The sequence below is a fragment of the Synechococcus sp. BA-124 BA4 genome (assembly GCF_034931165.1).
The window spans coordinates 14303-33237 of record NZ_JAYGIA010000002.1 but is presented as its reverse complement, the minus strand read 5'-3'; the positions used below and the strand labels follow the sequence as shown (position 1 = coordinate 33237).

The window sequence follows — 18935 nt, the reverse complement described above, 5'->3', positions numbered from 1 at the left end:
GCTTAGGCTGTGCTCAGAGTTCCAGGTATCCATGGCTTCCTTTGCACCGCCCCTGAGCGTCTCCATCACTGAGGCGCAGTTGGCTTGGCTTGACCAGCGCCGCCTGCATGGCGCCCTCAGTCGCTCGGCGGTGCTGCGCCAGGTGATCGATGCGGCGATCGCGGCAGAACGGGCCGGCATGGCCATGCCAGGGCCTGTGCTGGCGGCAGCCGCTGAGCGTTGTTGAGCTGCGGCGACACCCATGGCAACCGACGTGATAACGGCGGCCTCAGGCCGCTGGAGGGAGCTCCTCGAGGCGCTTGCGGGTCTGCACGCCGAGCAGCTCAGCAATCGCCACCAGCCCTGCCCGGCCTGCGGGGGGCGGGACCGCTACCGCTTTGACGACCGGGACGGCAGTGGCTCCTGGTTCTGCAATCAGTGCGGCGGCAAGGACCATCTGGGTGGCGGCGGAACCGGGATGGACCTGCTGATGCGGGTGCGCCGCTGGAGCTTCCGCCAGGCCTGCGTTGAAGTGGAGCGCTACCTGGGCATGGATCCAGCCGGGACCGAGCGGCATCGGCCCCAGCCGGTGAGCACCGGCAACGGTTCCGGCGGCAAGCTCCCTGCCCCACCGGCCACCCCTGCCGCCACTGGCCTACCTGGCCACGCCAGTCGGCCCTGGCGCCAACCCGAGGTGCCACCTGCTGACGCCGCGCCGCCAGAGCTGGAGCGGGGTGTGATCGCCCAGTGGTGCTATCGCGACGCCAGCGGCGCCCAGCTGTTCTGGATTCAGCGGTTCTGCTCCGCTCGCAGCGGCCGCAAGGGCTTTCTGCATCGGGTCTGGCTCGATGGCAGCTGGCACCGCCCCAGCCGCCGCGATCCCTTCTCCTGCGAGTGGCCAGTCCCCCGGCCCCTCTACGGCCTGCCGGGGCTGGCCCAACGCCCAGAGGCTCAGGTCTTGGTGGTGGAGGGGGAGGGCACGGCCGATGCCGCTGCGCAGCTGTTCCCCAAGCATGTGGTGATCAGCTGGGCCAACGGCACCAACGCCATCGGCAAGGCCGACTGGCAGCCGCTGGAAGGGCGGTCGGTGACGCTCTGGCCCGATGCCGATGCGCCGGGCCGCAAGGCGATGGCGCGGCTGGCCGAACTGTTGAGCGAGCAGGGCTGCAGCCTCGCGTTGGTGGATCCGCCGGCCGATCTCCCGCAGGGATGGGATCTGGCCGATGCCGACTGGAGTCCAGCGTCCGCTGCCGAACATCTGCAGCTGTGGCTGCAGCCACTGCCGGCCGCGAAAGGGGCCTCGAACCAGGAGGCAGAAGCTGATCAGCAGGAGCCCACGTCCGGTGTGTCACCGGCAGGTGGCGGTAGCGGGGCGCCATTCCAGTGCCTCGGCTACGACGGCGAGGCCAGCTACTACCGCTCCGGCCGCACCGGGCAGGTGCTGCGCCTGGCCCGCTCTGCCCACACCGCCACCCACCTGATTGCCCTGGCGCCCCTGGCCCACTGGGAAACCCTCTACCCGAGCCGCACCGGCGTGAACTGGTCGGCGGTGGCCAGTGACCTCTACGAGCGCTCGATCGCCGCCGGGCTGTTCACCCCCGATCGGATCCGCGGCCGTGGGGCCTGGTGGGATGACGGCCGGCCGCTGCTGCACCTGGGCGATCGGCTCGTCACCCCCGAGGGGGAGCACCTGATCACCAGCCCCTTTCGTTCGCGCTACGTCTACCAGCGCATGCCGCGGCTCGATGGGCCGGGCGATGTGGAGCCCCTGTCGGTGCAGGAGGCGGCGGTGATCGTGAGCATCGCCAACCGCTTCCACTGGGATGTGCCCGCCTCCGGCACCCTGCTGGTGGGCTGGGTGGTGCTCAGCCCGATCTGCGGCTCCCTGCGCTGGCGGCCCCACGTGTGGCTCACCGGCGGTGCGGGCTCCGGCAAGAGCGCGATCCTCGATCGCTACATCACTCCCCTGCTGGGTGACTTCGCGCTGCTGGTGAGCGGCTCGACAACAGAAGCCGCCCTGCGCCAATCGATCTGCTCCGACGCCGTGCCGGTGGTGTTCGACGAGGCCGAGAGCAACGAGCGGCCGGATCAGCAGCGGATGCAGGGGATCTTGTCGCTGGCACGGGTGGCCAGCAGCGAGAGCGGGGCCTCCCTGCTCAAGGGCTCCCCCAGCGGTGAGGTGAGCCGCTACAGGGTGCGCTCGATGTTCCTGCTCAGCTCGATCGCCACTGCCCTCAAGCAGGGAGCCGACCGCAGCCGCTTTGCCCAGCTCACCCTGCGCAACCCCGCTGAGCTGCCCAAAGGTGAGCGTGAAATGCACTGGGCCTCGCTGGATCGGGACCTCGATCGCCACATCTCCAGCGAGCTGGGCCGGCGGCTGATCGCCCGCACCGTGGGGCTGATCCCGATGATCCGCCAGGCGGAAGGGGTGTTCACCCGGGCGGCAGCACGGCACTTTGACTCCCAGCGCCTGGGGGATCAGTACGGCACCTTGATGGCTGGAGCCTGGTCGCTGCTCAGCGATGTAGTCCCCACTCAGGATGAGGCCGAGCAGTGCATCGCCTGCCACGACTGGGAGAGCTACAGCCAGAGCACCGAGCTCAGTGATGAGCAGCGCTGTATCCAGACGATCTTGCAGCACCCGTTGCGGGTGGAGTGCCCCGATCGCACCGTCACCCGCACGATCGGTGAGCTGGTGGAGCTTGCCGCCCACCAGGCCCATGACCTGGAGATCAGCGCCGAACTGGCGGGCCAAGCCCTGGCCCGCCAGGGATTGCGGTTGGAGCCGCCCCATCTGCTGGTGAGCAACACGGCTGAGCCGATCGCCCAGATCCTGCGGGAGACGGCCTGGGCCCATGGCTGGGCGGTGGTGCTGTTGCGCCTGGCCGGTGCCCAGCGCCGCGGCCCGGTGCGCTTCTGCGGTGCCGGCATGGTCACGCGGGCAGTGGCGATTCCACTGGCGGTTCTCTGAGCCGGAGCGTCACAGCCATGACACCCTGCAACACCCCACCGTTATGCCGAGATCGGCTGCAGCGCAAGCGATTACAGCGGCTGTAACGCTGTGACGCTTTTCGGCGGGGATAGACACCCTCACACACACATAGGCACCCATGCACACCTGCGTAAAGACACACTGCTGCTTGCTAATGCTTCTATTTATAGAAAGAGGGTTACAACGTCACAGGGTCTGCTTAAGCCCAGCACTGGCGCGGGATTTCGGCTGTGACGCTCACCGTCACGGGCTGTTGCAGGGGAAACGGCCATGCTGACCGCCACCTGGCTTGAGCCCATCCCCGGCCTCTGGCGGGATGAGGAAGACCACCGCTACTGGCTGGGGGATCATCTGTTCCCGGTGTCGATCACCGGCGTGCTGGCCCATGGCCTGAGCGAGACCGCCAAACGGGCGATTGAGGCCAAGCGGCCGATCTGGGAGCCGCGCGGCACCACCGTTCACGCGGCTCTTGAGCAGTACAGCCAGGCCCGCTTCCTGGTGGGCAAAAGCGCCAGCGAAGCCCTGCTGGAAGCCGAGACCTTGCTAGGTCATCACCCGTACCGGGACTGGATCCTGCCGCTGCTGCAGCTGCCGCTCTGGGAGGAGGTACAGGTGATCGCCAGCGAGCGGCTCACCTGCTGTCTGGCCCGCAACGTGGCCGGGGCCTTCGATGGCGCCTACGTGTCCCCGGCGCTGAGCGAGCGGCGGGGACGCGAGGTGCGGGTGCTCTACGACCTCAAGACCCTCTCGGCCCACGGCCGGCCCTACTCCACCGCCGCCCAGCTCGGCGGCTACATGGTGCTGGAGGCCGCCCAGGGAAACCACTACGACCTGGGCCAGACGATCTGGAGCAAGCCCGGCGAGGCCTTCACCAGCACCTTCTACAGCCGTGAGCAGTGCCTGGCGGCCTGGGCCGCCGCCTGGAGCCGCTACTGCCTCGCCCGCAGGCCCTTCTGAGCACAGAGGGAAGACTGGTTAGGAATTAACAGCCCCTGTGATTGCGACTCTTAGTACAGAGCCCATACAGTGAAGCCCTGGCGGGCTCTGGTCTGCTGGCCTCTGAACGCCGTGCTCATGGTGATGCCTGCTGCTCCTGCTGAAGCTGCCTCGGTGCCCTCAGGCGCAACCGACGGGGCGACGGATGCGGTCGACGCCATCGATGCGCTGCTTGATGCGATCACGGCCCTCAAGGCGCAGCAGAAGCAGCTGGAGCAGCAGCTCGAACCGCTGCTTGAGGCCCTCAGCGAGGCGATGGCGGCTGGCCAGCTGGATCCCTCCTTCTCCCATAACGACTGGGCCTTTGCACACAGCAGCGGGCGGCTGAGCTACGAGTTCCCACTGGCGGTGCAGCAGATCGAGCAGCAGCTCAAGGCCGCCAAGGACGAGGCGATCCAGCAGGGCAACGCCACGGAGAAGCGCGGCAAGCCCTTCTGGACCATCCGCCCCCCGAAGACCCAGTTCCTGCCGTTCTGAGCTGATGCCGCAGCGTGCCCACGCCCTGCCTCCCGCCGATCCGGTGGAGGAGCTGCGCGCTGCGGCCAGCGCGGAGGACGACAACGGCCAGCCGCTGTACCAGCCCACCGATCCGGCCCGGCCGATCGGCCATGCCAATCCACCGCGCCGCCCCAAGGGCGTGGCGGTTCATCGGCCCCCCAGGCCCTCGCGATTGGAGGTGGAACGGCGCATTGCTCAGGCACAGCTCTGGGTGGCTCAGCGCCTCCCTCTGGTGCAGATCATTGAAAATGCTCGTGAGAACTGGGGAATCCACAACACTCAGACGGTCAACCGCTACCTGAATCTTGCGCGTGAGCGCATGGTTCAGGAGCTGATCTCTGACCGCCGCCGGCACCAGGCCGAGCAGATCTTTGCGCTGAACGACTGCGCCCGCCGGGCGATGGATGCAGGCCAGTTCAATGCCGCCGTCGGCGCCTTCCGGGTGATCGCTGAGATCGGCGGGCTGCTGCGGGCACCTCTCAAGGCACCGGAGGCCAAGAGCTGATGGCTGGGCTGTTGCTGGATCCCGCTACCGACCGCTGGGCCGACTGGGGCCTACTGGATGGTCCTGATCCAGACCGCCAGCTGAACGGCCCCCAGGCCCACCAGGCCTTTCGTGATTTCATCGTGGCCGCTTATCCCGGCTACGCCTTCCACACCTGGGCCGAGCGACTGATCGCCCTGCTGCAGCGCGTGGCCGATGGCGAGCTCAACCGCCTGATCGTTTGCTGCCCCCCGCGGCTGGGCAAATCACTGCTCGTCTCGAAGCTGTTTCCGGCCTACTGGGTGAGCCGCTACCCCACACGCTTCTGCGCCATCGCCTCCTATTCGGCCGAGCTGGCCTATGCCCATAGCCGTGAGGCGCGGCATTACTACCGCGTCGTTGGCCATCCCCTCTCCAAGGACTCCACCGCCGTTGGCAACTGGCTGACGCCCGAGCGGGGCGGCTGTATCGCTGCCGGTGTGCGCGGGCCGTTCACCGGCAAGGGCTACGCGCTGGGGATCATCGATGACCCCTACAAGGGACCAGAAGACGCCAACTCCGCCGGCCAACGCCAGAAGCTGATCGAGTGGTTCCAATCCGTCTGGCTCACCCGCGCCGAACCGGCCCCAGAGGGGCCCTCGCGAGGGGGTTTTGCAGGCGCGGCGCAGGTGGTGGTGCTGACCCGCTGGCACCAGGACGATCTGATCGGCTGGCTGTTGGCGCAGGAGAGCGGTGACGCTCCGCAGCGGTGGCAGGTGCTGAACCTGCCGGCGATTGCTGAACCAACCCAGCTGCAGATCAAATTCCCAAACACCTGCAGCATCGAGCCGGACTGGCGCCAGCCCGGTGAGCCGCTCTGCCCGGAACGGTTCCCGCTGGTGGAGCTGGAGCAGATCCGCATCCGCGCCGGCAGTTACTGGTGGAACGCGCTCTATCAGCAGAGGCCGTCGCCGGCGGAGGGACTGCTGTTTCAACGCTCCTGGATCCGCACCACTGCGGGCACGCCTGCCCCCGGGGCCCGGGCAAGCCAACGGCCCTTTGCAGCGTTGGTGCTGAGCTGCGATCTGAGTTTCAAGGGGGGAGCGGAGAACGACTACTGCGGCTTCTGTCTGCTTGGCCTGTTGCCGTATCCGGAGGCTCGCCACCCGGTGGCCCAGGCCCAGGCACGGGGTGAGCAGCTCCACCGCAGTGCTTCTCATGTCAGCCCTCCAGCCGAAGCCAAGAATGGCGGCGCCCACCGGATTGAAGTGCTCTGGAGCCAGCACCACCGCCTCGATCTACCGGGCGTGGTCAACTTCCTCGGGCAAACCCTTGGAGCGCTGGGGCAGGGCCAGAGCCCTGATGCAGTGCTGGTGGAGGATGCCGCCAACGGCCCGGCCGTCTGCCAGCTGCTGCGGCGCCAGATCCCTGGCCTGATCGCTGTGCGGCCCACTGGCAGCAAGGTGAGCCGCGCCCATGCCGTGGCCCCGCTGATGGAGGCGGGCCAGTTGGCGTTTCGCCGTGGCAATGACGCCCTAATCAGCGAACTGCTGGGTTTTCCCAACGGGTCTCATGACGACCTGGTGGATGCCTTCTGCCAGGGCGTGATCTGGCTGCAGAACCAGCACTGGCGCGGCCAGGGCACGGCCACGCCCCGGCCGCTGCTGTTCTCCCGCTGAGGGACACGACCCCACCTGTTTCTGATGAACACCTCACCACAAACCCACCGCCCCAGGCCCCAGCAGGCCACCGCTCGCGTGACGACATCGGGCCGTTCGCGAGGACCATTGCGTTCGCCGCATGCTGCTGCTGATGCCTTGGTGGTGGAGCACCTGCCCTTTGCAGCGAAAGTGGCGGCCAACTACGCCCGTCGCACCGGCCACCCGAAAGAAGACCTGGAGCAGCTGGCAGCGATCGGGCTGATTAAGGCCTCACGTCGCTACGACATCCACCGCCCGGGCCGCAGCCCCAATCACTTCATTGCCTACGCCAGACCCTACGTGAATGGTGAGATCACTCATTACCTGCGCGACAAGGGGTTCCTGATCTCGGTGCCGGGCCGCTGGCGGGAGCTGCATGTGCGGGGGCAGAGGTTGCTGGGGGAGGGTCAGCCGCTGGAGGTGATGCTCGGGCGGCTGGGCATCACGCTGGAGCGCTGGCGGGAGATCGGGCAGGCCTGCAGCGTGCGGGTGGTGGCGATGGCGGTGCGTGAGACGGATCCAGAGCTGGAATGAGCAGTGAGCAGGTCGGGGGCAAATTTCCTCAACGCCGATCAGGAAATGCGGCAGCGCAGATATCCGCAAGGTCGTCGTGATAGCCCCAGCCGATTCCCGAAGATGAGCGCACAACCTCTCCCAACCGCTCCCTGAAGGGCTCCTGCAGGTTGACAGGCAGGTTGCAGATCACCTCGGCGGCGCGGCGGGCCATGGCCACCAAGGCGCTGTAGAAGCCCGTATCGATGTCGCCGTATTCCAGCGTGAAGGCATTGCCCTGCTCGAGGAAGAACAGCATCAGGTCGGCATGGGCGATCGGATCAGCAACCGCCTTGCAGAAATCCGCAACAGCCTTTTTGGCCTTGGCCACCTGCAGCGGGCGATCGCGCGACACATCGGGATACAGACTCTCAGCAACGATCGCCTTGAACTCCTCAATCGCAACGCCTTGATCTGCGAAGCGGGCATACAAAAACGCCTTGTTCTGACTGGAGAGCCGGTAGAGCTCACCAACCAGACCAAGTAGCTCTTTCTGGCTCAGACTGGAAGCAGCAGATTTAACGGTTGACCATGACTGCTTGGGCATGATGCATGCTGGCCAGAGGTCGGAGAATTGTCAAAACACCTGAACTCAGCGGACGGTAAAAGCGCGGCTTTCGAGGGTCCACTGGAACGATTTATTAGTAGGTCACTTTGGGCCCGCCCTGAGTTTTCCCTTTTCCCAAAGCCTGAAGCTTGTACTGCCAGGCGTATATTTCCTCGCATGCCTAAATGCCACGCCGACACTTTCTCCTACGAGAAGATGAAATGCCAAGAAGGTCTGCGCAAACTGCGATGCTACAGCACCATGCACGCTGTGAAACGGGGCAATGAAGTGGCTGCAAATCGCCATCTCCGAGAGCTTTCCACCTGCCGCCTTGTAGCCAGTTTGACAACAAAGAGAGATAAATACTTTCTTCGGCGCGCCCCTGACTTTAAGGGCGGCATCAAGCACGTCGGACTTGACCCACTCATCAACCGAGAACTTGATGCCTTCAGGGCTACCATGGCCAACAATTACCACATGCGAATAGGCCGCCTGCTCTTTCTGCCAAATACTTTTTAGCTCTGCAATGGAGCGTATTTTGTAAGCGCGCAGATGGTCATCTGGAACAAGCAATCGACAATATTGGAGAACGGACTCTGTCAGCGGATCAAGCAGCCCCACCTCCGTCTCAAGATCTCCAATCGTGAAAATCAGAATGCCGATGTTGTTCTGGCATAAACCAGAGCCAATCCACTCTGAAGTGACTCCACCCTGCAAGTGGACTTTCACTTTTCTGATGCCGACCTCCGCGATGCGTGTTTCATAGAATGCGGAGGGATGCCCTTCCATTCCTGGAATTCTGGATGCCGGAATAAAAACTTTGTCATCGACCGCAAAACGCGTAGCCATCTATCTTCCCTTGCCTGCTAACTCTTTCTTCGGCGATGCTGTGAACCAGCCCGGCAAGCCGATTGTTTTCCGAGAATCACCATCAGGGCATCAGCTGCGTGAACATGTCTGACAGTCACGGCCGTGACTCTGCGCTGTCCTTCGTCAACCGTAGGTGTGGTTCGCGGGTCTGAGAACCATCCTGATCCCTATTGCTGGCCTATGCGCAGCCCGCATATCTTCTCGGTGCACTGGCTGATCCTGGGGTGTGGCACCGGCAATGGCTGGCAGCGCCGCTGATCCCCGTGCCACCTGTGAACGCTGCAGAGCTGCTCCCCTGGCCTCTGCATCCCAGCCTGGCGGCGCTGCTCCCCCGCCTGGAGCTGATCCAGGACTGCTGGCACCTCCTCGCAGGTCGCAAGGAGCGCTACCTGCCCCGCGGTGAACGCGAGCCGGAAACCGCCTACCGCCGGCGGCTGGAGGCGGCACTGCCCTCGGGGTTTTTCCGTGATGCCCTGCGCACCTTCGCGGGGATGCTGGCCTCCAGCCACTGGCGTGAGCTGCCTGCCTCGCTGCAGGCGGTGATCAGTGATGTGGATGGACGCGGCACCGACCTGGGCGTGTTCCTTGAGCGCGCCGACGTGCTGGTGCTCCGCGATGGGGCTGCACTGATTGGCGTGCTGCCACCTGAGCACCTCTGGCCCAGCGAGGGCGACCGGCAGCAGGCGCTGCGCCGTGGTGATCGCCTCTCCCTGCCGCGTCTGGCGCTGCTGGAGCGCCGCGATGTTCTGAACTGGCACCTGCCCGGCCCCCAGTCCCTACCGGACGCGGTCAGCTTCCGGCTACCCAACCCCAAGGCTCAAGGCGAGCCACTCGAGCCGGATCGACCACAGCATCCGTGGCTCTACGGATCCGTGGCGCTCGACGGGGAGGGCATGAGCGTTGAAACCATCGAGCTGGTGGCAGACCAGCAGGCCCCATCGGGCTGGCGCCCGCAGCGCACGGGATTGCAGCACTACAGGGGCTTCAGCCAGCTGCCCCTGATCTGGTACGCCAGTGATGGTGCCGCGTTTGGGGAGGGTGACCTACCGCACCTGGGCCTGGCGCACCAATACCTCAACCACTTCCGCTGCCAGAGCGACTACCAGGAACTGCTGTACCGCACAGCCTTACCGGTGGGGGTGCGCACAGGGGTCATCGGCCCCATGGGCCATGGCAGCAGCGAGCCGGTGGTGCTCGGCCCCAACAGCGTGATCGATCTGCCGGATGGGGCCAGCTTCCAGTTCGTAGAGATCCAGGCCCGCTCCTTGGCGGAGCACCGCGCCTGGCTGGAGTCCCTCGATGAGGGCATGCGTCGAGACGCCCTGATCCCCTCTGTGGCGCAAGGGGCGCCGCGCACCGCCACCGAAATCTCCCTAGCGGCCTCGCAGGCCTATGCGCTGCTGCAAAGCCAGGCGATTCAGAAGGCCTCGATGTTTTCCACGCTGCTGCAGCACTGGTGCGCGATCACCGGTGAACCGCTTCCCGCACAGGACGGGCCCGCCCTGTTGGTGGAGATCAGCCCGCTGGCACCGGCACCCAAGCCGCAACCCACCGTGGCTGAAATGCTGCAGCTGCATGAGCGCGGCATCGTGAGCGAGCAGGCCCTACGGCAATGGCTGGGGGATCTGGCCGGTGTGGCACCGGCTTCTGCATGACCACCAGCAGCAATACGCCAAGCACACCAAGTGGTGCAGCATGGCAACCCGGCGACCAGGAGGCCATCCGCCAGTGCCTGGGGTTGCCGGCCACGGTTCCCTGCCTGGATGCCATCGGCCGGGCGATGGCGGATCTGCTGCGCCAACACCCAGCTGGGGTGCTGAGCGCCCATGCCCTGCTGGATGCGGTGGCCCTGATCGATCAGCAGCTGCTGGCCGGCGGTAGCGAACAGGAGCAGGCAATTCAGAAGACCAGCCACTCGGGACCGATCGTCGGTTCGGTGGCTGCAGCTGGTGATGCGCCCCTGCAAAAAGCAGATGTGATCGCTTACGACACAGCGTTGCTGCGCGAAGAAAGCGAGACCACTTACGCCAGCCCCAGTTCGCCCGCAATGGCCCTGCTGCGCCAGCGGCGCCGCTACGCCGAGCACCTGCTGTTGCTCCTGCCTGCGCTCAACAGCTGGATGCAGCTCACCGCCGAGGCCGCAGGGCAGCCAGGAACCACACCGATGCTGCGGGGTTGAGCGATGACCACAAGCCCCAGGCGGTTCACTAGCAGCCAGCATCCGCGATCAGATCAGCCCTGGCCAGCGACACCCCTGCAGCCGTTTGCCAATGCACGCCTGCTGCTGGCGGAGAACGCCATCCCCGGGGACACCACCTCGGGGGTTGTGGCGGCGCATGTGCTCGAGTGCTTCCTAAGCCGGCAGCGCTACATCTCGGCCAAGGAGAACGGCCCTGGGGTTGACACCGGCGACTTCACCTACAGCGGCACGATCTGCCGGGCCAGCTGCCTGCCGCCCCATCCAGGCGCCAGCTGGCTGAGCAGCACCCTGAGCTGGGAGCAGAACGGCCGCCGCGTGGCCAGCGGTGGCAGCACCGTGGTGGCCCCTTGCGAGGGACTGATCTGGCTGGGGGACCTGAGCCTTCTGAACCCTGCTGGCGCTGCTGATGTGGATCCCTATGCGCTCCACACCGTGTTCCATGTGCTGGAGTTCGGCGCCAGCCATGGCTCTGGCGGCATCGGCGCCCTGGTGCAGCCGCTGATCGGTGAACGGGTGTTCGGGACGCTCAAGCCGAATCGACTCATCTGATTTCTGCCTCGGCAACAGGTGATGGCAGCGCCGCGATGGGCTGCCGATCCCACTGACAGCCGAGACGGGTCATGGCCACAGCTTCCGCAACCCCCAGCACCAGCACCGCCCGCAGTGGGGGTGATGGCAACGAACTGCTGGACCTCCGCGAACCGGAGACCAGCGAGCAGGACAGCACTGCATCAGAGAACAGCAGTGGCGCGGATGCTGCCGGCGCCAAGGAAGCCACCCAGGGAGCTGGCGGTGATGGCCTCAGCGAAGCCCTCAAGGCCGAGCGGCGCCGCAGCAATCAACTGGAGAAGGAGCTGCGCGGGCTGCGGCAGCAGCTGACCCGCTTCTCGGAGATCAACCCCGAGGAGTACGCCCGCCTGCAGGAGGCCGAACGCCAGAAGCAATTACTGGAGCAGCAACTGGAGCTGCGTGAACGCCAGATGGAGGAGGCTGCCGCTAAACGGGTGGCCGCCGTTTCAGCGGAGCGCGATGCCGCCCATGAGCGCGTGCAGGAGCTGCGCAAGGAGCGGCTGCTGGAGCGCGCCTTCTCGGAAGCAGAAGGCCGCACGGGTGGCGATGGACGCGGCACCTTCTTTCAGGTGTTCCGCTCGATGCTCTGGGACTGCTTCCGGCTGGGCAGCGGCAAGGACGGCAGCGATGTGCTCGAACCCCTCGATGTGCACGGCCAGCCGCTGCTGGGTGATGACGGCAGGCCGATGACCACAGCCGACTACCTCGATCAGCTGCGCATCCACCCCGTGTATGGCTTTCTGTTCCAGCAGCGTGGCGCCATGGGCAGCGGTGCCATGCCCCCGGGCACTGCCGCCAGCAGCCTCGGCTCCAGTGGTTTTGGGGAGGTGATCAATCCCCAGGCGATGAGCGCCAGCGAGCTCTATCGAGCCGGCTTTGCAGCCCACGGCCGCAGCCCGCGATAGGAAGGCCCGGCAACGCCGGGCCAGAGGGCCGCCGCCTCAGAGCACCGAGACGGTGCCGAGGCGCTTGGCGGCCAGCTTGCGGGCCAGCTGATGGGCCAGCTCAGCTGGCAGGAAGCGCGGCTTCTTCACGGGCTTGCCGCGGCGGCCATAGAAGACCGTGACGCGCTCGGCAGCGGCAACCTTGAGCCCAGCCGGGTAGCTGTGCAGCACCAGCTGACGGATCGGACAGGCCAGAGGAGCAGAGGAGGCCATGGGACGGAGGCGAGGAACACCTGTCCCATCGCCGCGGACGACACGACCTGGCAAGGGTCGGCGTAGCCGACTCGCGTCAGCCCTTACCAGGGCGGGGCGAGCAGGGCGCAGCCCTGCGCTCCGGGGCAGTGCTGGTGCTTCCTCGCCGACCCCATGGCCGGACGGCTGCCGGGGCCTGGTTGAGACAGCAGCCGCAACACCGGCTGTAGAACGTGGCGATGACGGCTCCTGAGAACGCCCACAGCCAGCGCTACACCGATGCCCTGGGCTGGGCAGCTCAGCTGCACCGCGGTCAGCGGCGCAAGGGCAAGCCGGTGCCTTACATCGCGCACCTGATCGCCGTGAGTGCTCTGGTGTGGGAGGACGGCGGCAGCGAAAACCAGGCGATCGCGGCTCTGCTGCACGACGCCATCGAGGACGCGGGCCAGAGCCAGGCCTCGATTGCCGCGCGCTTTGGCGAGGAGGTGGCCGCCATCGTGGTGGACTGCACCGACACCGCCGGCCCGATGGAACCCGGAGCCGAGAAGGAACCCTGGCTGCTGCGCAAGACCCGCTTCCTCGCCTCCCTGGAGGACAAACCGCAGACCTCTCTGCTGGTGACGGCAGCCGATAAGGCTCACAACGCCCGCGACCTGGTGCTCGATGCACGCAGCAACCCTGGTGGCTGGGATCGTTTCACGGCGGGGCTGGAAGGCAGCGCCTGGTATCTGCTGCGTGTTCAGCAGGCCCTGAGCCATCGCTTACCCGAGAGTCGCTCCACTGCGCTACTGGCAGAAGCAGTGCAGGAACTGCTGAGCAGTGAGGCCTACCGGCGCCTGGTGCCCCATGGCATCGCTCCGGCGGTGTGGGCCGCCAGTTACCTGGAGCGCCCGGAAGTTCATCCCCAGCCATGATGCTCCTGGCGGTTAGCCAGCCATGGCTGGATCAGCTGTCTGGATCGCGGCGTCTGGCGGCCACGATGCTGCCGCCGCCAAGCAAGGCCAGACCGGTGCCGACGGCCGCATCAAACGAATCCTGCAGGTTCTGGGCGTAACTGCTGCAGAGCGGGCCTGAGTCCTGTCGGCCCTGCGGCCAGAAACAGGTGCCCAGGCCCACGGCATAGATCCCGAACTGAGCCACGAACACACCAACAACGGTTCGCAGCAAGAACCGTTCGCGATCAAACCCCTCACCGCCAGCCATCGCACTGCTCCTGGAATCAGGGGTGGCACGTAAGCAGCCAGCCGGTGCCGGGGCCATCGGCCTGCCAGCGCGGCAGCCAGTTCTTCCAGCTGTAGTGCTGCCCTGCCCCATTGGCATTGGCGGTGTAACCGCCATGCACCAGGTCGGCCTCACCGTTGGGGTCGTTGTGGATCGAGGCGGCATCGGTGAAACCGATCACCACACTCCAATGACCGCCACCGCTTGGGGCCGAGGCAGGGCCGTGGTGCAGCCAGCCCACTGCCACCGGCCGTCCCAGGTTGATCTGCTGCTCGAGCGTTGCGCGCTCACCATTGGTGGCGAAATGCGCGATCAGCCCCAGCGAGCGCAAAGCGGCCAACTGCGCTTCTGCTGAGGTGGTGTCGCCATAGCGAGCACGGATGACGTTGTAAGCGTCGTCGCCACTCACCTTGCCCCAGTAGCGGGCGAGCATGGCGCAGCTGCTGGAGAAGCATTCGCGGTAACCGGTGCCTGAGGCGTTGTCGTTCTGGTTCTCCCAGGCGACCGGCAAGGGATTGGCATGGGCAGGGGCTGGGGGCGCCGAGGAGAAGGTCTGCCGCCAGGGGGCTGCTTCTGTGAGGATTGCCGGGTCGGCCGCCATGACGGCCTGGCGCAACTGCTCGATGCCCGCAAGTTGCTGCGGCTGAGCCTTCCAGTGGTCCCAGAACTGACGCCAGCGTTCAGCGCTGAACTCCGCCTGGGCAGCAGGCGTGGCCGATCCGGCGGTGGTGGTCATGGCAGAGGAGCAGTCTTCTGCTGTTGCCGCAGCAGGCCATGCCAGGTCTGCCTGCCCGTCACCTATCGGGGCGGCTGGAGGGCGCCGCGCCGTAGTCCGTGCAGTTCAGGTTGCTTAGCCTGGGGCCATGACCAACCCCCAGCTCACGGAGAACCTGCTTGCCGTGATCCGTAGCCTGCCGGCTGATGATCGCAGCTGGCTGCTCAGGCAGCTGGAGCAGGACAACAGCGACCTGAGTCACGCTGCCCTGGCTGAGATGGCTGTGGCCGGGGGAGCCTTTGACGACCTGGCCGCAGAACCTGATCTCTACAGCTTCTCGGACGGAGAAGCGATCGTTACCGGCTGATGCTCAGCCGCTACGACATCGTGCTGGTCGCCTTCCCCTTCACGGATGGGCCAGCGGCCAAGCCTCGGCCCGCTGTGGTGATCACCACCAGTGATCGTCATGGGGATGTGCTGCTGGCCTTCATCAGCTCCAACATCAGCGGCCCCACAGCCACCGATGAGCTCGACATCCCTGCCGAGCAGCCAGGCTTCTCAGACACCGGCCTGAAGGTGAGCTCAAGGCTGCGGCTCAGCCGCATGACAACGCTGGCCTTGCCACTGGTGAAACGGCGCATCGGACGGCTTCCGCTGGCCTTGCAGACGACCTGCCAGCAGGTGCTGCAGCGGGTGATCTGCGGACAAGGCTGAGCGTTCCTCTGTTGGAAAGTTCGTCACGCCTCGGCAATAGCCCGTGACATCACTGGGGCCTGGCCCCACCTGTGCCATGGGCCTCACCCTGATCGAGGCAGCCAAATACGAGAACCGGCTTGAGCACCTCGCTGTGCTCAAGACCTTCTCGGAGGGCGACCTGCTCGCCCGGCTGCCGTTCATGAACATCGCCGGCAGCGGCCTCTTCTATTCCGCTGAGCAGGAGCTGCCCTCGGTGGGCTTCCGCGCCGTGAACGAGGGCTACACCCAGAGCTATGGCGTAGTGGACCAGCGCGCAGAAGCGGTGCACCTCTTTGGCGGTGACGTGGATGTGGACCGCTCGATCGTGGACCTGATGGGCCCGGAGGCCCGTGCCAGCCAGATCGAGATGAAGGTGCGCTCAATGCGGCTCACCTTGGAAGCGACGGTGATCAACGGCGACACCGCCAGCAACCCGCGCGCCTTTGACGGCTTGAGCAAGCGGCTGCCGCCTGCTAACCCGATGGCGATCAACAATGCCGCCGGTGCCATCCCTGGTGCCCCTCTGAACTTCGATCGGCTCGATGAGCTGATCGATTCGGTGAATGCCTACGGCGGCAGCAAGGTACTGGTGATGAGCAAGGCAATGCGCCGCCAGCTCAACGCACTCGCCCGCGCCAGCATGGGGCGCGGTGTGTACCAAACCAGCACCAACTCCTACGGGATGACGGTGCACCGCTACCAGGATTGCGACATCCTCACCGTCGACCGCGATGCCCAAGGCGTCGAGGTGATGGGTTACGACGAGGCGGGCGGCACCAGCTCGATCTACTGCTGCACCTTTGGTGATCAGGGCGTGACCGGCCTACAGGGCCCGTTCCAGGGTCGCTACGGCATCTCCGTGCGCGATCTGGGCGAGGTGCCCGATGCACCGGTGTTTCGCACCCGCGTGGATTGGTACGTGGGCTTCGCCGTGCTGCAGCCCCGCAGTGCCGGCCGTCTGTTCAACATCACCCCCGCTGCCTGAGCCATGGCCCTCACCAACGGCAACCCTTTGATCGATGCGGAGACCACCCTGGTGGGCTGGACGAACCGCAGCGCCATCCGCAACACAGAACACACCTTCCTCTCCGGCGAGGAGGTGCTGCTCAACACCAAGCTCGATGCGGCCGCCCGTTTTTCGCTGGTGGCCTCCCATCCCGGTGCGCCTGCTGCGGTGGAAGTGGAGCTGCAACTGGCGCCGCTGCTGCGGGATGGCACCACCGGCAGCTGGATCAGCGCCATCCGCGTTGCCCTACCGGCAGAAGGCGGGCGGGTGGAGGCCTTCCTCTCCGGCCACGACATCCAGATCGCTCCGGTGGACCTGCCGAACATCGATCTGCCGGCAGTGTGTTTAGCCAAGGCGCTCGTGACCCCGACCACACCGGCGGGCATGCACGTGGGCCTGACCGCCACCATCGCGGCCTGAACCCATGGCCCGCAAACACTCCACCAGCCCTGTAGAGGAACCGGCAGCTGCGGTGCGGCCGGTGCAGCCCACCGCGATCGCGATGCCAGCCGCCGTGCCGGCTGGCCTGGTGCGCATCAGCAATGGCCGCCAGGAGCGCTTCATCTGGCCGGTGCACCTGAGCGGCTGGCAACAGCAAGGCTGGAACCTGACCGCTGCCGCCACCGGCGTTCAGATCACGCCGGCGCAAGAGCCAAGCAAGGCGGAGCCAACCTCAGAAGGTTCCGCAACCGAGGCGCTCTTGCTGGATGACCCGCTGCTGTGAAAGGCAAGCAGCGCCTGCTTCAAAGCTGTGGTGCGTCCTGCCGCAGCAGTTGCTTCACGGCTGCATCAAGCGGCGGCAAGTCACTCTCGACGGTTCGCCAAACCCGGTTGAGATTGACCTTGAGGTAGTCGTGAATCAGCACGTCTCGCATCCCTGCAATCTGCCGCCAGGGAATAGAGGGATTGGCGGCTCTGAGGTCTTGACTGAGATTCTTGGTGGCCTCACCGATGACTTCCAGATTGCGAATCACAGCGTCTTGAATCAGACGCGATGCAAGAAATGCGGACTGCCCGGACTCCGTGTACTCAGCGATGCGATCAAGGCAATCGCGAATGCTTTCCAGATAGAGCCGATCCTTGTTCACAGACCTACAGCTTGCTGCAGGATTTCCGAGCGGATTAGAGGATGGAGCGAATCCGGCTCGGCCACATCAACTGGGCAACCAAGCAGTTGTTCCAGCTCCTGACCAATGCCAACCAGTGCCAGCAATGACTGACTCGGAGATAAATCGACCAGCAGATCGAGATCGCTGTTCTCGTGCTCCTGGTTGAGGGCTACCGAGCCAAACACCCTCAGGTTGGAGGCTCCATAGCGCTGAGCGACCTCCATCACCGCAGGCCGGAGCCTCTCGAGACGCTCGCGAATGCTGGGTGTGTCTGTTGTCATTGGTCCAGTCTGCTCGTGAATCGGCAATAGCAATCAGACCCTGGCGAACTCCTGTGAATGGCGCAACACTCAAGAGAACGGCTCCGGGCTTGGCTGCTAGCAGTTCCACTGCAAGCGGCGATGCAGCGGCCAGCCCGCAGCTCATCCGCCTGCTGCCGCCGCTGGGCTGCCCAGGCGAGAGCGTGTGGGTGCCTCCCGTGGAGGTGACCCGCTGGGAGCAGCAGGGCTACCGCCGCGCTCCCATCCCCGCCGCACCGCTGGAGCTGGCCTGGCTGCCGGATGCACCTGTGCCTCTGGATCCAGCTGGCAGCACCGCGGTGTTGCTGCTACTCCAGGCCCGGCCACCGCTGCCAACGGCGCTGACCCTTGATTGGGGTGACGGCACCGTTGAGACCTGGGCCTGGCCCAGCGGCGGCAATGCGCCGCGGCTGCGCCATGCCTATGCCTGCGCCCAGGACTGGCAGGTTTCGGCAGAACAGAGCGGCAGCGGCATCAGCGCCGAGCTGGCGGTGCATCTGCTGGGCTGCCCGATCTGGCCGCCACCGCCACCCCTACCGCCGGGGGCGATTCAACCGCTGATCCCCGGCAGTGGCCTGCTTGGCCAACCCTTCGACGGCCGGCGCCGCGAGCAATGGCAGCTGCAGCGCTGGAGTGGCGGCACCAGTAGCGGCGGCGTACCCGCCAGCGATGGCTCCAGCACCCGCTTCCTGCGAGCCGATGGCCTCTGGGCTACCCCGCCGGGCAGTGGCGGCGGCACCCGCTGGTGGAGTGGCGAGGGGCCACCCGGCCTGCTGCCTGATGCCCAAGCGGGCGACTTCTATCTCGACACCCGCAGCGGTGATCTCTACCAACTGGAGCTGAGCTGATGCCCTGGACACGCAGCACCAACCTCAAGGGCCCCTCGATGCTGCGGGTGGCGCGGCTGCCCGCGGCACTCAGCACCACCTCCAACACCAGCTGGCTCAGCCTGTTCAGCACACCGCTGGCGGCGCAACAGGTGCTCTCCTTTTCGGCGGAGCTCTACTTCTCCAGCGGCGCCAACAACACCGGCCTGGTGACCACCCTCTCAGGCCCCGCCACACCGCAGGCGGTGATCCACAACTTGGTGACCGGTGAATCGCTCACCAGCTTTCGCAACCTCACCGCCAGCAGCTACGACACGCCCCTGATCGGAACCACCTCCGCCGGAAGTTCAGTGCTCAGGGCCCAGGTGAGCGGCACGGTGGAGAACGGCGCCAATGCCGGCAACCTCAGCCTGCGTTTCCGCTCAGAAGTGGCCGGCACAGCCGTGACGGTGCTGCGCGGCTCCTGGTGGCAGGTGCTGCAGCACTGAGCTGCGCTCACCCCAGCGCAACAACGGCAATA

The 18935-nt window shown here is 65.9% G+C and carries 26 protein-coding genes; 19 read left to right on the top strand and 7 right to left on the bottom strand.

All coding sequences use genetic code 11. The features are described from left to right. Positions 1–31: 31 nt before the first annotated feature. The 7 genes from VB734_RS00380 to VB734_RS00350 all read left to right on the top strand — a co-directional run bounded on the left by VB734_RS00380 (position 32) and on the right by VB734_RS00350 (position 7162). Positions 32–226 carry a hypothetical protein gene (locus VB734_RS00380; RefSeq protein ID WP_322782396.1) on the top strand — a complete coding sequence of 65 codons (195 nt, stop codon included), beginning with the start codon at positions 32–34 and terminating at the stop codon, positions 224–226. A 15-nt stretch (positions 227–241) separates the two neighbouring features. Further along, complete coding sequence (locus VB734_RS00375; RefSeq protein WP_322782397.1) at positions 242–2950, top strand: primase-helicase zinc-binding domain-containing protein; 2709 nt, start codon at positions 242–244, stop codon at positions 2948–2950. Positions 2951–3241: 291 nt separating this feature from the next. Further along, complete coding sequence (locus VB734_RS00370) at positions 3242–3928, top strand: hypothetical protein (RefSeq protein ID WP_322782398.1); 687 nt, start codon at positions 3242–3244, stop codon at positions 3926–3928. 153 nt (positions 3929–4081) lie between these two features. Then, positions 4082–4444 carry a hypothetical protein gene (locus VB734_RS00365; RefSeq protein ID WP_322782399.1) on the top strand — a complete coding sequence of 121 codons (363 nt, stop codon included), beginning with the start codon at positions 4082–4084 and terminating at the stop codon, positions 4442–4444. 4 nt (positions 4445–4448) lie between these two features. After that, on the top strand, positions 4449–4970 hold the full coding sequence (locus tag VB734_RS00360) for a hypothetical protein (protein ID WP_322782400.1): 522 nt from the start codon (positions 4449–4451) through the stop codon (positions 4968–4970). Positions 4971–4981: 11 nt separating this feature from the next. After that, on the top strand, positions 4982–6607 hold the full coding sequence (locus VB734_RS00355) for a terminase (RefSeq protein WP_323242854.1): 1626 nt from the start codon (positions 4982–4984) through the stop codon (positions 6605–6607). Positions 6608–6748: 141 nt separating this feature from the next. After that, the gene (locus VB734_RS00350; RefSeq protein WP_322782649.1) at positions 6749–7162 is read left to right on the top strand and encodes a sigma factor; all 414 of its coding nucleotides are present in this window, start codon (positions 6749–6751) and stop codon (positions 7160–7162) included. Positions 7163–7190: 28 nt separating this feature from the next. On the opposite strand, the gene VB734_RS00345 is transcribed toward VB734_RS00350, so the two are convergent. Beyond that, positions 7191–7727, bottom strand: a complete 537-nt coding sequence (locus VB734_RS00345) for a hypothetical protein (protein WP_322782402.1) — start codon at positions 7725–7727, stop codon at positions 7191–7193. A gap of 102 nt (positions 7728–7829) precedes the next feature. Beyond that, the gene (locus VB734_RS00340; protein ID WP_322782403.1) at positions 7830–8576 is read right to left on the bottom strand and encodes a hypothetical protein; all 747 of its coding nucleotides are present in this window, start codon (positions 8574–8576) and stop codon (positions 7830–7832) included. Positions 8577–8860: 284 nt separating this feature from the next. Between VB734_RS00340 and VB734_RS00335 the strand changes: the two genes are divergently transcribed. The 4 genes from VB734_RS00335 (at position 8861) to VB734_RS00320 (ending at position 12272) form a co-directional block, all read left to right on the top strand. Further along, positions 8861–10252: a DUF4055 domain-containing protein gene (locus VB734_RS00335; protein WP_322782404.1), complete on the top strand. Its 1392-nt coding sequence runs from the start codon at positions 8861–8863 to the stop codon at positions 10250–10252. Beyond that, positions 10249–10776, top strand: coding sequence for a hypothetical protein (locus VB734_RS00330; RefSeq protein ID WP_322782405.1), 528 nt, complete (start codon positions 10249–10251; stop codon positions 10774–10776). The genes VB734_RS00335 and VB734_RS00330 overlap by 4 nt, the downstream gene beginning before the upstream one ends. A gap of 3 nt (positions 10777–10779) precedes the next feature. Continuing rightward, positions 10780–11346 (top strand): hypothetical protein, encoded by a 567-nt coding sequence (locus tag VB734_RS00325; protein WP_322782406.1) that lies wholly within the window; start codon positions 10780–10782, stop codon positions 11344–11346. A 71-nt stretch (positions 11347–11417) separates the two neighbouring features. Then, complete coding sequence (locus VB734_RS00320) at positions 11418–12272, top strand: hypothetical protein (RefSeq protein ID WP_322782407.1); 855 nt, start codon at positions 11418–11420, stop codon at positions 12270–12272. Positions 12273–12308: 36 nt separating this feature from the next. Here VB734_RS00320 and VB734_RS00315 read toward each other — a convergent pair whose 3' ends face one another. After that, on the bottom strand, positions 12309–12524 hold the full coding sequence (locus VB734_RS00315) for a hypothetical protein (protein ID WP_254935721.1): 216 nt from the start codon (positions 12522–12524) through the stop codon (positions 12309–12311). Between the two features lie 218 nt (positions 12525–12742). On the opposite strand from VB734_RS00315, the gene VB734_RS00310 reads away from it, so the two are divergent. After that, entirely contained in the window at positions 12743–13417 is a 675-nt protein-coding gene (locus VB734_RS00310; RefSeq protein WP_322782408.1) for an HD domain-containing protein, read from the top strand. 31 nt (positions 13418–13448) lie between these two features. Here VB734_RS00310 and VB734_RS00305 read toward each other — a convergent pair whose 3' ends face one another. Both VB734_RS00305 and VB734_RS00300 read right to left on the bottom strand, forming a co-directional pair. Beyond that, positions 13449–13706 carry a hypothetical protein gene (locus tag VB734_RS00305; RefSeq protein WP_322782409.1) on the bottom strand — a complete coding sequence of 86 codons (258 nt, stop codon included), beginning with the start codon at positions 13704–13706 and terminating at the stop codon, positions 13449–13451. Positions 13707–13722: 16 nt separating this feature from the next. Further along, complete coding sequence (locus VB734_RS00300; RefSeq protein ID WP_322782410.1) at positions 13723–14460, bottom strand: C39 family peptidase; 738 nt, start codon at positions 14458–14460, stop codon at positions 13723–13725. 127 nt (positions 14461–14587) lie between these two features. On the opposite strand from VB734_RS00300, the gene VB734_RS00295 reads away from it, so the two are divergent. The 5 genes from VB734_RS00295 to VB734_RS00275 all read left to right on the top strand — a co-directional run bounded on the left by VB734_RS00295 (position 14588) and on the right by VB734_RS00275 (position 16904). Further along, entirely contained in the window at positions 14588–14806 is a 219-nt protein-coding gene (locus VB734_RS00295; RefSeq protein WP_322782411.1) for a hypothetical protein, read from the top strand. After that, a complete protein-coding gene (locus VB734_RS00290; RefSeq protein ID WP_322782412.1) occupies positions 14806–15153 on the top strand; it encodes a type II toxin-antitoxin system PemK/MazF family toxin in 348 nt (115 codons plus the stop codon). Before VB734_RS00295 ends, VB734_RS00290 begins: the two co-directional genes overlap by 1 nt. Before the next feature lie 76 nt (positions 15154–15229). Then, a complete protein-coding gene (locus tag VB734_RS00285) occupies positions 15230–16159 on the top strand; it encodes a major capsid protein (protein ID WP_322782413.1) in 930 nt (309 codons plus the stop codon). 3 nt (positions 16160–16162) lie between these two features. Next, positions 16163–16600: a hypothetical protein gene (locus VB734_RS00280; RefSeq protein ID WP_322782414.1), complete on the top strand. Its 438-nt coding sequence runs from the start codon at positions 16163–16165 to the stop codon at positions 16598–16600. Between the two features lie 4 nt (positions 16601–16604). After that, a complete protein-coding gene (locus tag VB734_RS00275; RefSeq protein ID WP_322782415.1) occupies positions 16605–16904 on the top strand; it encodes a hypothetical protein in 300 nt (99 codons plus the stop codon). A 19-nt stretch (positions 16905–16923) separates the two neighbouring features. Here VB734_RS00275 and VB734_RS00270 read toward each other — a convergent pair whose 3' ends face one another. Together VB734_RS00270 and VB734_RS00265 are read right to left on the bottom strand one after the other, a co-directional pair. Further along, the gene (locus VB734_RS00270) at positions 16924–17268 is read right to left on the bottom strand and encodes a DUF86 domain-containing protein (protein ID WP_322782416.1); all 345 of its coding nucleotides are present in this window, start codon (positions 17266–17268) and stop codon (positions 16924–16926) included. Beyond that, complete coding sequence (locus VB734_RS00265; protein ID WP_322782417.1) at positions 17265–17513, bottom strand: nucleotidyltransferase family protein; 249 nt, start codon at positions 17511–17513, stop codon at positions 17265–17267. Before VB734_RS00265 ends, VB734_RS00270 begins: the two co-directional genes overlap by 4 nt. A 146-nt stretch (positions 17514–17659) precedes the next feature. On the opposite strand from VB734_RS00265, the gene VB734_RS00260 reads away from it, so the two are divergent. Both VB734_RS00260 and VB734_RS00255 read left to right on the top strand, forming a co-directional pair. Next, positions 17660–18436 carry a hypothetical protein gene (locus tag VB734_RS00260; protein WP_322782418.1) on the top strand — a complete coding sequence of 259 codons (777 nt, stop codon included), beginning with the start codon at positions 17660–17662 and terminating at the stop codon, positions 18434–18436. Next, positions 18436–18903 (top strand): hypothetical protein, encoded by a 468-nt coding sequence (locus VB734_RS00255; RefSeq protein WP_322782419.1) that lies wholly within the window; start codon positions 18436–18438, stop codon positions 18901–18903. The genes VB734_RS00260 and VB734_RS00255 overlap by 1 nt, the downstream gene beginning before the upstream one ends. Positions 18904–18935: the final 32 nt, after the last annotated feature.